Origin of the sequence: Nocardioides sp. SYSU D00038 (genome assembly GCF_016924665.1) — a bacterium.
Classification (GTDB): domain Bacteria; phylum Actinomycetota; class Actinomycetes; order Propionibacteriales; family Nocardioidaceae; genus Nocardioides.
This window is the reverse complement of sequence record NZ_JAFFJT010000011.1, coordinates 39,470-53,504: the sequence shown is the minus strand read 5'-3', so window position 1 is coordinate 53,504 and position 14,035 is coordinate 39,470. Positions and strand designations below refer to the sequence as shown.

The window sequence follows — 14,035 nt, the reverse complement described above, 5'->3', positions numbered from 1 at the left end:
CGAGGAGGGCCGCGCGCAGGCGGAGACCAAGGCGCTCGGGGCGGCGACCAACGCCGCCTCCGCGCTCGCCGCCCGCACCGAGGCCGAGACCGCGGCCCGCAACCAGGCCCAACTGGCCGGCCAGGCCGCCGCCGCGGAGCAGGCCGCCCACGACGCCGCGGCCGCCCAGCACGCCGCCACCGAGCAGGCCCTGCTCGACCGCCAGGCCGCCGAGGAGGCCGCCGCCGCCCAGGCCGCGCTGGCCGAGGAGGCTCACGCCGCCCGCCAGGCCGCCGAGGACGCCACCCGCGCCGCCGAGGTCGCGCGGGCCGCGGCCGAGGAGGCCGTGCGCGCCCAGGCCCAGCTCACCCGGGCCGCCGAGGAGGCCCGCGGTGCGGCCGAGAAGGCCACCGCCGCCGCCCTGGCCAAGGCCGCCCAGGCGCAGGTCGAGCGCGAGGAGGCCGAACGGCGTACCGCCGAGCAGCTCGAGGTCACCCGGCTGGCCGCCGAGGCCGAGGCCGCCGCCCACGCGGCCGCCGCCCAGGCCGCCGAGCGGGCCAAGGACGCCCAGGACGCCCGGATCGAGGCCGAGTCGGCGGCGCAGACCCAGGCCGAGCTCGCGAAGGCCACGCTGACCGCGCGGGCCGAGGCCGAGCAGTCGGCGCTGCTCGCCGAGGAGGCCCGGATCGCGGCGCAGGAGGCCGGCAAGGCCGACGCGGAGGCGGCCGCGAAGGCACGTCAGGAACGGGCCGCCGCCGAGTGGCGCACCACGGAGGCGCTCGCCGATCTCGCCGTCGCCGCCCAGGAGCACCAGGAGGCGCTCGACACCGCGGTGGCCGGCCGCCGCGAGGCCGAGGAGGCCGCCGCCGAGGCGGCCCGGGCCCGCGCCGAGGCCGAGGAGGCCGCCGCCCAGACCGCTCGTGACCGCAGGGCGGTCGAGGCGTCGATCCGCCACCACGCCCAGCTGGTCGAGTCGGCGATCCAGGACCGCCTGGCCGCCGAGCGACGGGTGGCCGAGCTCGCCGACGACCTGGCCAAGGCGCGAGCGGTGCTGGTGCGCCTCGGGGTCGAGGCCGACGAGCTCCCACCCGAGCGCGACGTCGAGCCGCCGCGCAGCGCGCTCGCCCAGCTCGAGGAGGCCGGGCTGGCCGAGGAGGAGCCGCCCGCCGAGCCGGAGGCCCACGCGGACGCCGAGGAGCCGGCCGAGCCCGCGGCCGAGCCGGACTCCGCGTCGGCAGCGCCGCCGGGAGGCGACCAGCAGGAGACGGGCGGCAAGGGCCGCTCCCGCTGGCGCCGTACGGTCGGCCGCTCCTAGCCCGGTCCGAGGTCTAGCGCAGCGCGACCGCGACGTCGTCGGCGATCCGCAGCACCGCGCGCCGGGCACTGCGCCCGATGCCGACCACGTTCAGGAAGCCGTGGATCTGGTCGTCGAACCGGGTGAGCGACACCTCGGTGCCGTGGGCGGCGAGCCGGTCGGCGTACTGCTCGCCCTCGTCGCGCAGCGGGTCGAACCCGGCCGTGTAGACCAGCGCCCGCGCGAGCCCGTCGGGCAGCTCGGCCAGCGCCGGCGCGAAGCGGGGGTCGCGCAGGTCGTCGGGGCTCCCGGCGTAGGAGGAGGTGGCGAGCTCCATGAACTGCGCCGTGAGAAAGAACCCGGCGCCGAAGGTGCGCGCGCTCCCGGTGTCGCGCTCCCCCAGCGTGGCGGGGTAGACGAGCACCTGCAGCGCGCACGGCAGGCCGGCCCGCGCCGCCTCGATCGCGATGCCCGCCGACAGGTTGCCGCCGGCGGAGTCGCCGCCGACGGCGATCCGGCCGGGATCGGCGCCGAGGTCGGCGGCGTGCTCGACGGCCCAGCGGTACGCCGACCACGCGTCGTCGTAGGCCGCCGGGAAGGGGTGCTCGGGAGCGAGCCGGTAGGTCACGGCGAGCACCCGCATCCCGGCCCGCTCGGCGAGCAGGCGGCAGGTGGCGTCGTGGCTGGCCAGCCCGCCGTACATGAAGCCGCCGCCGTGGACGAACACCAGCAGCGGGGAGGTCGCCGGGGCGCCGGTGGGCACGAACAGCCGAGCCGGTCGCCCGTCGGCGGTCAGGTCGCGCACCTCGCCGATCGGCTGCCGGCCCGCCGCCAGCAGCGCCTGGCGGTCGAGCGCCAGCCGGCCCTGCGGGATCGGCAGGGTCTCGACGGCCGGCTCGCGGGCGAGCCGCTGGAGCCGCAGCATCAGCTGGGTGTCGACGGCGAGGGTCTGGCCGTCGCGCACCACCGGGCGGCCGGCCAGCAGCCGTTGCGCCCGCTCGGGCAGGGCCATCGCGGCGGCCAGGACGGCGGCCTCGACGCGGATCAGGGCGCTCACCGGGCGAGGGTAGCCGGGGTCGCGGAGCGGCCCGACGGACACCTCCCGTTCACCCGGCGGTGCCACACTGACGAGCATGACCCTCGAGAACGTGTCGTCCGCCGATCCGACTGGCGTCGGGACGGGCGAGGGGGTGCCGGAGGAGAGCTTCGAGGTCGACCCGCCGTACGTCCCCGACCACGCCGCGCTCAGCGCCGTCGAGAAGTACGACGACCGGTTCCTCGACCGCGAGCTGTCGTGGCTGCACTTCAACCAGCGGGTGCTCGAGCTCGCCGAGGACCCCTCGCTGCCGCTGCTGGAGCGGGTGCGGTTCCTGGCCATCTTCACCAGCAACCTCGACGAGTTCTTCATGGTGCGGGTCGCCGGCCTCAAGCGCCGGATCGCGGCCGGCGTCGCCGTTCGCGCCGCCTCCGGCCTGCTGCCGCGCGAGGTGCTGGAGTCGATCTGGGCGACCACCCGTGAGCTCAGCCACCGGCAGGCGCGGCTGTTCCGCGAGGAGATCGTGCCCGAGCTGTCGCGGGCCGGCGTCGAGCTGGTGCGCTGGAGCGACCTCGACCGCGAGGAGCAGAAGCACTGCAAGCGGATGTTCAAGGAGCGGATCTTCCCGGTGCTCACGCCGCTGGCGGTCGACCCGGCCCACCCGTTCCCCTACATCTCCGGCCTCTCGCTCAACCTGGCCGTGGTGCTGCGCAACCCCAAGACCGACAAGGAGCACTTCGCGCGGGTCAAGGTGCCGCCGATCTTCGCCCGCTTCGTGCCGCTGGGCAACGAGCGGTTCGTGCCGCTCGAGGACGTGATCGGCGAGCACCTCAAGAAGCTCTTCTCCGGCATGGAGATCCGCGAGGTGCACAGCTTCCGGGTCACCCGCAACGAGGACCTGGAGGTCGAGGAGGACGACGCCGAGAACCTGCTGGCAGCGCTGGAGAAGGAGCTGCTGCGACGTCGCTTCGGCCCGCCGGTGCGACTGGAGGTCGAGGAGTCGATCAGCCCCGAGGTGCTCGACCTGCTCGTCTCCGAGCTCGGCATCACCCAGGAGGAGGTCTTCCGCCTCCCGGGCCCGCTCGACCTGCGCGGCCTGCACGGCATCGCCGACCTGCCGCGCGAGGAGCTGAAGTTCCCGGCCTTCGTGCCGACCACCCACGCCCGGCTGGCCGAGGTCGAGTCGGCCGCCCCGGTCGACGTGTTCAAGGCCGCCCGGCGCAACGACGTGCTGCTGCACCACCCGTTCGACTCGTTCGCGACCTCGGTGCAGCGGTTCATCGAGCAGGCAGCCGCCGACCCCCACGTGCTCGCGATCAAGCAGACCCTCTACCGGACGTCCGGCGACTCCCCGATCATCGACGCCCTCATCGACGCTGCCGAGGCCGGCAAGCAGGTGCTGGTCATCGTGGAGATCAAGGCCCGCTTCGACGAGGAGGCCAACATCCGGTGGGCTCGCAAGCTCGAGCAGGCCGGCTGCCACGTCGTCTACGGCCTGGTGGGCCTCAAGACCCACTGCAAGGTGGCGTTGGTGGTGCGCGACGAGCCCGACGGCATCCGGCGCTACACCCACATCGGCACCGGCAACTACAACCCCAAGACCTCGCGGATGTACGAGGACCTGGGGCTGATCACCACCGACGAGACGATCGGCGAGGACGCCGCCCACCTGTTCAACAACCTGTCCGGCTGGTCGCGCAACGCGTCGTACGACCAGCTCCTGGTGGCTCCCGACTCGGTGCGCGACGGGCTGATCGAGCGGATCCACCGCGAGATCGGCCACCACCGGGCCGGCCGGCCGGCGCTGATCCGGTTCAAGGCCAACTCCATCGTCGACGAGGGCATCATCGACGCGCTCTACCTCGCCTCCCAGGAGGGGGTGCCGGTGCAGCTGCTGGTGCGCGGGATCTGCGCGCTGCGCCCGGGCGTCCCCGGCCTGTCGGAGACGATCGAGGTGCGCTCGATCCTGGGCCGGTTCCTCGAGCACAGCCGGGTCTACTGGTTCGACAACGGCGGCGAGACCGAGGCCTGGATCGGCTCGGCCGACCTGATGCACCGCAACCTCGACCGCCGGGTCGAGGTGCTGGTGCGGCTGCCCGGCGAGCGCAGCGTGGAGGAGATCCGGTCGCTGCTCGACCTGGCGTTCTGGCACGACACCGGCGCCTGGGTGCTCGGCCCCGACGGGACCTGGGCCCACAACGGCGGCGGTGCCGACCACCAGGAGACGCTCATCGAGCGGCAGCGCGTCCGCCGTACCGCTGGCTGACGGTCGGCGCCGGCGGCCGACGGCTGTTTCGCGAGCGCCGTCGGCGTGTCGCCCGGCGTGTCGTGCGCCTCCGGAGGGTCGCGGTCCAGACCGTGGGCGCCACCGGGGTCCCGACTTGCCAGTCCGGGCGCGCGATCCCCTAGCCTTGAGCCGTTCTTCTCCGCCTCACCAGGAGTTCCACGTGCGTTTCCGCATCCGCCCGGTCGACACCGCGTTCTACGACCTCTTCACCGAGTCGGCCAGCCACCTGGTGGTCGGTGCCGGACTCCTCGCCGAGATGCTCGGCGAGAGCGCCGACCGCGACGACGTCGCGCGGCGGATGAGGGAGGCAGAGCACCAGGCCGACGAGACCACCCACACCCTGTTCAAGAAGGTCAACTCGACCTTCGTCACGCCGTTCGACCGCGAGGACATCTACTCCCTCGGCTCGAGCCTCGACGACGTGATGGACCTGATGGACGAGGCCGTCGACCTGATCCTGCTCTACGAGGTCGTGTCGCTGCCGCCGGAGCTCTCCACCCAGGCCGAGATCCTGCAGCGCTGCGCCGAGCTGACCGCCGAGGCGATGCCGAAGCTGTCGTCACCGGCCTCGCTCGAGGAGTTCTGGATCGAGGTCAACCGGCTCGAGAACGCCGGCGACAAGAACCACCGCCGCACCCTGGCCAAGCTGTTCAGCGGCGAGTTCAAGACCATCGAGGTGCTCAAGCTCAAGGACATCGTCGAGTCGCTCGAGGAGGCGATCGACGCGTTCGAGAAGGTCGCCAACATCGTCGAGCAGATCGCCGTCAAGGAAAGCTGACTTCGTGGACCTCGCGATCGTCATCGCGGTCGTCGTCGTCGCCCTGGTGTTCGACTACACCAACGGCTTCCACGACGCGGCCAACGCCATCGCCACCTCGGTCTCCACCCGCGCGCTGACCCCGCGGGTGGCGCTCGGGATGGCCGCGATCATGAACTTCATCGGCGCCTTCCTGGGCCAGGAGGTCGCCAACACCGTCGGTGGGGTCATAACCCCCGACGGGGAGGGCTCGCACGGCCTGGTCATCGTGATGGCCGGCCTGCTCGGCGCCATCGCCTGGAACCTGCTGACGTGGTACTTCGGCCTGCCCTCGTCGTCCTCCCACGCCCTCATCGGCGGCCTGGTCGGTGCGGCGCTGGCGTCCGGCTCGGTCGTGAAGTGGGACGTCATCCTCGACAAGATCGTGATCCCGATGGTGGCCTCGCCGCTGTTCGGGTTCACGGCGGCGTTCCTGCTGATGCTGGCGATCATGTGGGCCTTCCGCCGGCGCAACCCCCACAAGACCCAGCGCGGCTTCCGGATCGCGCAGACCCTGTCGGCCGCCGCGATGGCGCTCGGCCACGGCCTGCAGGACGCCCAGAAGACGATGGGCGTGATCTTCCTGGCCCTGGTCACCGGCGGCTACGCCGGCGCGAACGACGACCTCCCGATCTGGGTGATCCTCGCGGCCGCCGCCGCCATCTCGGCCGGCACCTGGGCGGGCGGCTGGCGGATCATGCGCACCCTCGGCCGCCGGATCATCCACCTCGACCCGGCCCGCGGCTTCGCCTCCGAGACCGTCGCCGCCGGCGTCCTCTACACCACCGCGTTCGTCTTCGAGGCCCCGATCTCCACCACCCACACCATCACCTCCGCCGTGATGGGCGCCGGCGCCACCAAGCGCTTCTCCGCCGTCCGCTGGGGCGTCGCCCGTTCCATCGTCACCGCCTGGGTCCTCACCTTCCCCGCCGCCGGCGCCGTCGCGGCGTTCCTCTACATCGTCTGCAAGTACGTCTTCCAGCTGCCCTGAGCCGGCCCTTTCGAGGGTCCTCGGCAGGGCACGGCTCGGGGTAGTCACGGACGTTCGGCAGGTCCGACACGCCGCATCGCCTGCCGTACGTCCGTGACTACCGCGGTGCGGTGCTGGCCGGCCTGGCCCGGGTCTCGGTGGCCGGCGGCCGGTAGTCACGGGCGATTGACAGGTCGCCAGAGCGGTCTCGCATGCCGTACGTCCGTGACTACCCCGGACGGCGGTTCACCCGCCACGACGCCGCAGCAGCCGCTCGCGCTCGGCGCCGTCGAGGGCACGGCGCTGCGCAACGGTGCGGGTCGGGGTCCACCACGCAGGCGGGTCGATGGTCCAAGGGCGTGCGCCCTCGGCCGCGGAGCGCGCGCGCCGATGTGCGCCCACCACCCTCGGGACGATCGTGGCGAGCGGGTCGCGGAGGTCGCCGGCCACCATGGTCACGTACTCCAGACCCAGGCTGCGGAACCTGCTCTCGCGGTCGAGGTCCTGCGACCGGCGGTCGTCGGCGAGGTGCAGCCGACCGTCGTACTCGCCCACCAGTCCGGCCTCGGCGTCCAGGAGGTCGGGTGTGCCGACGTGCTGTCCGGAGCGGTCGAAGATCGGGACGTTGCACAGTGGCGGTGGCAGTTCCGCGTCGAGCACCCAGTGCAGGCGAAACAGTGTCTCTCTCGGCGACCAGCTGTTCTCGTCAGCGAGGGTCAGCGCGCGCCGGCAGCGGGGCACCCCGGTCCAGCCGTTCAGCCAGGTCGCCGTGTAGTCGCCCGCCTCGTCGATCGAGACGAGGTCAGCGTGGGCCGCCATGTCCATGGCGACAACCGCGCGGCGGTCGTCCGGCGCGTAGCGCATCTCGAAGGTCAGCGACCGCACCGACGTCGTCACCGGGAGCCCGTCGACGACGGTGAGGTCGTGCGGCGGCAGCCGTTCGCTCGACACCGCGACGCCGGGCTGCGGCCGGATCTCGTCGTGGGTCACCGCGATGCTGACCGGCCGGGGCCCGACGCCACCGGGCCTGGTGCCGTCGAACCAGGCAGCGCCCGACCACCGCAGGGCGGCCCAGCCCGTGACCCCGCCGTACGCCGGCACCAGGACGCCGGCCTCGACGATGCGCTGCTCGGGTAGCGAGGGGTCAACGGTCGCTGGTACGTAGAAGCCCCGGCTGGTACGACGCCAGCCGGCCCCGACCGCCTGACCGCGGGTTGGGCCGGAGCGACCCCTCGGGTCGCGGCGTACGGGTACGACGACCTCGTGCCGGTCGGGGTGCACGTCCATGACAGGACGTCTTCCCCGGTCTGGCCGGTCCGCGAATGCCTGTCCACAGGGACCGGCTCGGGATAGTCACGGGCGTACGGCATGCGGATCGCCCGAATCCACCTGCCGAACGTCCGTGACTACCGCACCGGGGCCCGCCGACCACGCGCCCCCACCCGACCACGCTCAGCCGAAGCGGCCGGAGATGTACGCCTCGGTGGACTCGTTGTCGGGGTTGGTGAACATCTTCTTGGTGGGGTTGAACTCCACCAGCTGGCCGGGCTTGCCGGCGGCGCGGAGGTTGAAGAAGCCGGTGTCGTCGGAGACGCGCGCGGCCTGCTGCATGTTGTGGGTGACGATCACGATCGTGTACGACGACTTCAGCTCGTGGATGAGGTCCTCGATCGCGGAGGTGCTGATCGGGTCCAGGGCCGAGCAGGGCTCGTCCATCAGCAGGACCTGGGGCTCGACGGCGATGGCGCGGGCGATGCACAGCCGCTGCTGCTGGCCGCCGGAGAGACCCATGCCGGGCTTGTCGAGCCGGTCCTTGACCTCGTTCCAGAGATTGGCGCCCTGCAGCGACTTCTCGACGATCGCGTCGGCCTCCGACTTGCGCATCCGCTTGGAGTTCAGGCGGTTGCCGGCCAGCACGTTGTCGTAGATCGACATCGTCGGGAACGGGTTGGGCCGCTGGAAGACCATCCCGATCTGGCGGCGTACGGCGACCGGGTCGATCGTGGGGTCGTAGAGCGACTGCCCGTCGACCACCACCTTGCCCTCGACCCGGGCGCCGGGGATCACCTCGTGCATCCGGTTCAGCGACCGCAGGAAGGTCGACTTGCCGCAGCCCGAGGGCCCGATGAACGCGGTCACCGACCGCGCCTTGATGGTCATGTTGACGCCCTCGACCGCGAGGAAGTCCCCGTAGTAGATGTTCAGGTCCGAGACGTCGATGCTCTTGGCCATGATGTGTGTCCTTGATTCCCTGTGTCAGCGCCCGGTCTTGGGCGCGAAGATGGCACCGATGAACCGCGCGAGCAGGTTCAGCAGCATCACGATGGCGACGAGCACGAGCGCGGCGCCCCAGGCACGCTCGGTGTTGAAGGCCTCGTAGCGACCACCGGTGGTCACCGACGAGAAGATGAAGACCGGCAGCGTCGCCATCCGGCCGTCGAACGGGTTGAGGTTCACCGACGTCGTGGTGCCGACGATGATCAGCAGCGGCGCGGTCTCGCCGGCCACGCGGGCGATCGCCAGGGTCACCCCGGTGATGATGCCCCCCAGCGCGGTCGGAAGCACCACCTTGACGATCGTGCGCCACTTCGGCACCCCCAGGGCGTACGACGCCTCGCGGAGCTCGTCGGGCACCAGCTTCAGCATCTCCTCGGTGGCGCGCACCACGATGGGGATCATCAGCACCGACAGCGCGATCGCGCCGCCGATCCCGAACCGCACGCCCGGCCCGAAGATCAGCGTGAACAGCGCGAACGCGAACAGGCCGGCGACGATCGAGGGGATGCCGGTCATCACGTCGACGAGGAAGGTGATCGTGCGGGCCAGCCGGTTCTTCTTGCCGTACTCCACGAGGTAGATCGCGGCGAGCACGCCGATCGGCACCGAGATCACCGTGGCGCAGGCGGTGATGATCACCGTTCCGAGGATGGCGTGGTAGATGCCGCCGCCCTCGCCGAGCACACCGCGCATCGAGTTGTTGAAGAACGCCCACGAGATCGCGCTGTGCCCGTTGCCGATCACCTCGTAGACGAGGCTGACCAGCGGGATCATGGCGAGGCCGAACGTCGTCCACGCGACCGTGGTCACCAGGCGGTCGATGGAGGCGCGGCGGCCCTCGACGGCGGCCGACCACGCCGGCAGGCCGACGAAGAAGACGACCCAGGCGACGATCGCGACGGGCACCAGGCCCCAGCCGGCGATCAGTGCCACCAGGCCGCCGACGCCGAGCGAGACGACCCCGGCGAGCAGGGGCGCCCATCGCGGCAGCTGGGGGCGGGTGAGGCTGAGGGTGGCGGCCGGCAGCTGCGGCGCCTCGGGAGTCTGGAGGTCAGTCATGGTCACGCCTTCACCTGGCCCCGGGAGGCGATCCAGCGTCCCAGGAAGTTGACCGCGAACGAGACGACGAACAGCACCAGGCCGCTGAAGATCAGCACGTTGATCTTGGTGCCCGACGCGTTGCCGAAGTTGAGCGCGATGTTGGCCGCGATGGTCGAGGGGTTCTGGCCCGAGACCAGGTTGATCGTCACGAGGCCGCTCACCGAGAGCACCATCGCGACCGCCATGGTCTCCCCGAGGGCGCGGCCCAGGCCCAGCATCACCGCGGAGATGACGCCGGAGCGGGCGTAGGGGAAGACCGTCATCCGGATCATCTCCCAGCGGGTGGCGCCGAGGGCGAGGGCGGCCTCCTCGTGCATCCGCGGCGTCTGCGCGAAGACCTCGCGGCAGATCGCGGTGATGATCGGCAGCGCCATCACGGCCAGCACGATCGAGGCGGTGAGGATGGTGCGGCCGGTGGTGGCCGGGCCCTCGAAGAACGGCAGCCAGCCGAGCGTCTCGGACAGCCACTGGTAGACCGGCAGGATCGCCGGTGCCAGCACCGCCCGACCCCAGAGGCCGTAGACGACGCTCGGCACCGCGGCCAGCAGGTCGATCAGGTAGCCCAGCGAGCGCGCTACCCGGCGCGGGGCGTAGTGGGAGATGACCAGCGCGACCCCCACGGCGAGCGGGGTGGCGATGATCATCGCGATCAGGGCCGCCAGCAGCGTGCCGTAGAGCAGGGGCCACACGAACAGGACGATGTTGTCCTTGCCGTAGGCCTGCTCGCCCGAGGCACTGATCGCCGGGGCGCCCTCGACCAGCAGGAAGATGCCGACGCCGGCGAGCGCGACCATGATCAGGATGCCGGCGCTGCGCGCCAGCCCGGCGAAGACCGCGTCCCCGCGCTTGGTCGACGTCTCGGTGTCGATGACACCCGTCGGTTCGGTGGTGGCCACCAGGTTCCTCTCGTGCGGTGGTACGGCGTTCCGGGGTCCGGGCCCGTGGACCCGGACCCCGGTGCGTCGTGTGGTGCCTGGGGTCAGCCGACCTGGATCGCGTCGACGATGCCCGCGACCTCGGTGCGCAGCTCCTCGCTGAGCGGGGCCGAGCCGGCCTCGGCCGCGCCCTGCTCCTGACCGGCCTCGCTGACGATGTAGCCGAGGTAGGCCTTGGCGAGCTCGCCCTCGTCGCCCGCGGGGTAGCTCGGGCAGGCGATCAGGTAGGACGTCAGGACGATCGGGTAGGTCCCGGCCTCCTGGGTCTCGTGGTCGAGGTCGAACACGATCGAGTTCGCGTCGCGACCCTCGACCCGCGGCGAGACCTCGAGGATCTTCGCGGCGGCCTCGGGCGTCGGGGCGACGAAGTCCTCGCCGACCCCGATGTTGGCGACGCCGAGGTCACCGGCCTGGCTGGCGTCGGCGTAGCCGATCGCGTTGGTGCCGCTGCCGACCGCGGAGACGACGCCCGAGGTGCCCTGGGCGCCCTCGCCGCCGTACTGCTGCGGCCAGACCTCGAGCGCACCCTCGGTCCAGACGTCGCCGGCGACGGCGTCGAGGTAGTCGGTGAAGTTCTCGGTGGTGCCCGACTCGTCGGAGCGGTGGACGGGGTTGATGTCCGCGTCCGGGAGCGTCGCGTCGGGGTTGTCGGCCGCGATCTCCTCGGCGTTCCACTTCGTGATCTTGCCGGCGAAGATGCCCGCCAGGGTGGCCGGCGACAGGTTCAGGTCGTCGACGCCCTCGACGTTGTAGATGATCGCGATCGGGCTGATGTAGTTGGGGATCTCGATGGGCGCCGAGCCCTCGCACCGCTCCGTGGCGGCGGTGAGCTCGCCCTCGTCGTCGGTGAGGTAGGCGTCGGAGCCGGCGAACGGGAAGGCGCCGGAGATGAAGCTCTCCCGGCCACCGCCCGAGCCGACCGGGTCGTAGTTCACGGTGACGTCGGGGTTCTCGTCCTGGAAGCCGACGATCCAGGCACCCTGGGCGGCCTCCTGCGAGGACGCGCCGCCGCCGTTGAGCTCACCGGCGAGGCTGCTGGAGCCGCCGCCGTCGCCGTCGGTGCTGCCGTCGCCCTCGTTGTCGGCGCCACAGGCGCTGAAGACCAGCGCGAGGGCGGCGATGCCGGGGACGATCGCCCGGCGGATGGAAGTGCTCTTCACTTCGGTTCTCCTGAGTCTTCTCGGGTCACTACGCCAGCGAAGTTAGGCAGCGCAGGTGTCCGGCTCCGGGGTCGTCGGTGAACGAGGAGTGAACTCGGGAGGGCCGAACGGCCACGCGCGCGCGAGGGTGAGACGGACAACACGTGAACAAGCCCGGGAGCGGGCGCGGAGGCCTTGACTCAGCGGCTGGTGTGGCGCTCGGCGGCCACCACCCGGCCGCGGCGCAGGTGGAGCACGAGCATCTCGCCGGGCTCGAGGCCCGGCTCGGTGACGTCCGGCGCCACCCCGGCGGCCTCGGTGACCCACGGCAGCACCGGACGGTGGGTGCACACGACGGTCCCTCCCGCGTCGGCCTTGCGCTCGAGCAGGTCGTCGACGACCGAGCGCACCAGCCGCTCGACCCCCCGCTGGCTGGCGCCCTCCTCCGAGAGCACGTCGTCGGTCTCGAGCTTCCAGCCCGTGGTCCCGGCGAACGGCTCCAGGGTCTCCACGCAGCGCGTCGAGGACGAGCTGACCAGCCGCCGCACGTCGTACGCCGCCAGCTGGGGCACCAGCCGGAACGCCTGGACCCGGCCAGACTGCAGCAGCGGGCGGGTGCGGTCGTCGGCCCGCCACGACTTGCGGCTCCGCGCGGTCGCGTGGCGCAGCACCACGAGGGTGTGGGTCTTGCGCCGCAGCCCGACGGCCTCCTCGAGGGTGGCCAGGTCGTGGGGGTAGCTGAGCCGGTCGCGGGCCGCGTCGAGCTCGAACCAGCCGAGCCGGTCGACCTCGTCGTTGGCCTCGTAGCCGCTGACGTCGGGGCTGCCCACCGCGCGACCGGTCCAGTAGCTCACCCGCTTGGGCCGGCCCTTGACCGCGTAGCGCTGCGCCGACAACGGCGGGCCCAGCCGCACGTGCAGGCCGGTCTCCTCGGCGACCTCGCGCACCGCGGCGACGCAGGCGTGCTCGCCCCGCTCGAGCTTCCCCTTGGGGAACGACCAGTCGTCGTACTTGGGGCGGTGCACGAGCAGCACCCGCTTGCCGGGACGGAACACGACCACGCCCGCTGCCTCGATCACCGCGGGGTCCCGCGGGGCTGGGGCGCTCGCCATGGCGACTAGTCTCACACCAGTTCGTCGACGACAGGAGACCAGGTTGCCCCGCTGGCTGCCCACGCGGGCGCGCAGGCCGCTCCTGGCCCTGCTGGTCCCGCTGGTCCTGGTGCTCGTCGCCGCCGTCGCGGTCGTCGGGGTGCGCGTCTGGCAGGACCACTCCCGCACCGAGCTCGAGCGGGCGGTCGACCTGGCGCCGTCGGGGTCGGAGCGGTTCGCCTGGACCGACTGGGCCGGCGTACGCCGCGAGCTCGACGCCCCCGAAGGCGACCTCGACGCGCTGCTCGACCTCGGCTTCGACGCCGACCTCACCTCGGCCTCCTCGATGGTCGACTCCGCGGCGTTCCTCGACGACCTGTTCGGCTTCTCGCCCGAGAACGTCGAGTGGGAGCTGCTCGCCCAGGGCGAGTCGGGCGCCGTGGCGCTGCTGCAGATGCCCGACTCCGTCGACCTCGAGGCGCTCGGCGACGGCCTCGAGGGACTGGGCTTCACCCGCCCCGACGAGGAGGACGGGGTGTGGGTCGGCGGCGAGGAGCTGATCGCCGACCTCGCGCCCGGCTCGGGCATCTCACCCCAGTTCCAGAACCTCGCCATCGACGCCGATGAGCACCTGGTGATCGGCAGCGACAACGCCGACTACCTCGCCACGGCGCTCGACGGCGACCGCGGCGTCGACGGCGTCGAGCAGGTGGTCGGCCGCGCCGGCGAGCCGCTCTCGGCGGTCGCCTACGCCGACGACCGCGCCTGCACGGCGCTGTCGATGGCCCAGGCCGACGGCGACGACCAGGCGGAGGCCGACGAGCTCGTCGCCGCCGCCGGCGAGGTGAACCCGCTCACCGGCTTCCTGCTCGGCTCGCTGCCCGACGGCACCGCCCGGGTCGTGATGTCGTTCGAGGACGACGACCAGGCGCGGCGCAACGCCGACGCCCGCAGCACCCTCGCCTCGGGCCCGGCCCCCGGCCAGGGCGGCGGGTTCGCCGACCGGTTCGAGCTCGGCCGGGTCGAGGCCGACGGCGAGGTGGTGACGATGGAGCTCGAGCCCGTCGAGGGCAGCTTCATCGTCTCCGACCTCGGCTCCGGGCCGGTGCTGTTCGCGACCTGCTGACCCG

Annotated in this window: 11 protein-coding genes and 1 pseudogene; 5 read left to right on the top strand and 7 right to left on the bottom strand. The window is 72.4% G+C overall.

Annotated features, from left to right (window positions below):
• Positions 1-1,294: pseudogene (locus JT721_RS06540) on the top strand (hypothetical protein); the annotation flags it as partial.
• Positions 1,295-1,307: 13 nt separating this feature from the next.
• On the opposite strand, the gene JT721_RS06535 reads toward JT721_RS06540, so the two are convergent.
• The gene (locus JT721_RS06535) at positions 1,308-2,330 is read right to left on the bottom strand and encodes an alpha/beta hydrolase (RefSeq protein WP_307827920.1); all 1,023 of its coding nucleotides are present in this window, start codon (positions 2,328-2,330) and stop codon (positions 1,308-1,310) included.
• Positions 2,331-2,406: 76 nt separating this feature from the next.
• Here JT721_RS06535 and JT721_RS06530 point away from each other — a divergent pair, with 76 nt between their 5' ends.
• From JT721_RS06530 to JT721_RS06520, 3 genes are all read left to right on the top strand, one after another.
• A complete protein-coding gene (locus JT721_RS06530) occupies positions 2,407-4,575 on the top strand; it encodes an RNA degradosome polyphosphate kinase (protein WP_205472147.1) in 2,169 nt (722 codons plus the stop codon).
• Positions 4,576-4,756: 181 nt separating this feature from the next.
• Complete coding sequence (locus JT721_RS06525) at positions 4,757-5,374, top strand: DUF47 domain-containing protein (RefSeq protein WP_205472146.1); 618 nt, start codon at positions 4,757-4,759, stop codon at positions 5,372-5,374.
• A gap of 4 nt (positions 5,375-5,378) precedes the next feature.
• Positions 5,379-6,383, top strand: a complete 1,005-nt coding sequence (locus tag JT721_RS06520; RefSeq protein WP_205472145.1) for an inorganic phosphate transporter — start codon at positions 5,379-5,381, stop codon at positions 6,381-6,383.
• Between the two features lie 225 nt (positions 6,384-6,608).
• Here JT721_RS06520 and JT721_RS06515 read toward each other — a convergent pair whose 3' ends face one another.
• The 6 genes from JT721_RS06515 to JT721_RS06490 all read right to left on the bottom strand — a co-directional run bounded on the left by JT721_RS06515 (position 6,609) and on the right by JT721_RS06490 (position 12,926).
• Positions 6,609-7,649 carry a hypothetical protein gene (locus JT721_RS06515; RefSeq protein ID WP_205472144.1) on the bottom strand — a complete coding sequence of 347 codons (1,041 nt, stop codon included), beginning with the start codon at positions 7,647-7,649 and terminating at the stop codon, positions 6,609-6,611.
• 165 nt (positions 7,650-7,814) lie between these two features.
• Positions 7,815-8,594 (bottom strand): phosphate ABC transporter ATP-binding protein PstB, encoded by a 780-nt coding sequence (pstB, locus tag JT721_RS06510; protein WP_205472143.1) that lies wholly within the window; start codon positions 8,592-8,594, stop codon positions 7,815-7,817.
• A 24-nt stretch (positions 8,595-8,618) separates the two neighbouring features.
• The gene (gene pstA, locus JT721_RS06505) at positions 8,619-9,698 is read right to left on the bottom strand and encodes a phosphate ABC transporter permease PstA (protein WP_205472142.1); all 1,080 of its coding nucleotides are present in this window, start codon (positions 9,696-9,698) and stop codon (positions 8,619-8,621) included.
• A gap of 2 nt (positions 9,699-9,700) precedes the next feature.
• Entirely contained in the window at positions 9,701-10,636 is a 936-nt protein-coding gene (pstC, locus tag JT721_RS06500) for a phosphate ABC transporter permease subunit PstC (protein ID WP_205472141.1), read from the bottom strand.
• A gap of 83 nt (positions 10,637-10,719) precedes the next feature.
• Complete coding sequence (locus tag JT721_RS06495; protein WP_205472140.1) at positions 10,720-11,835, bottom strand: phosphate ABC transporter substrate-binding protein PstS; 1,116 nt, start codon at positions 11,833-11,835, stop codon at positions 10,720-10,722.
• A 179-nt stretch (positions 11,836-12,014) separates the two neighbouring features.
• Entirely contained in the window at positions 12,015-12,926 is a 912-nt protein-coding gene (locus JT721_RS06490) for an NUDIX hydrolase (RefSeq protein ID WP_205472139.1), read from the bottom strand.
• A 43-nt stretch (positions 12,927-12,969) separates the two neighbouring features.
• On the opposite strand from JT721_RS06490, the gene JT721_RS06485 reads away from it, so the two are divergent.
• Positions 12,970-14,031, top strand: coding sequence for a hypothetical protein (locus tag JT721_RS06485; RefSeq protein WP_205472138.1), 1,062 nt, complete (start codon positions 12,970-12,972; stop codon positions 14,029-14,031).
• The last annotated feature ends 4 nt before the right edge of the window (positions 14,032-14,035 follow it).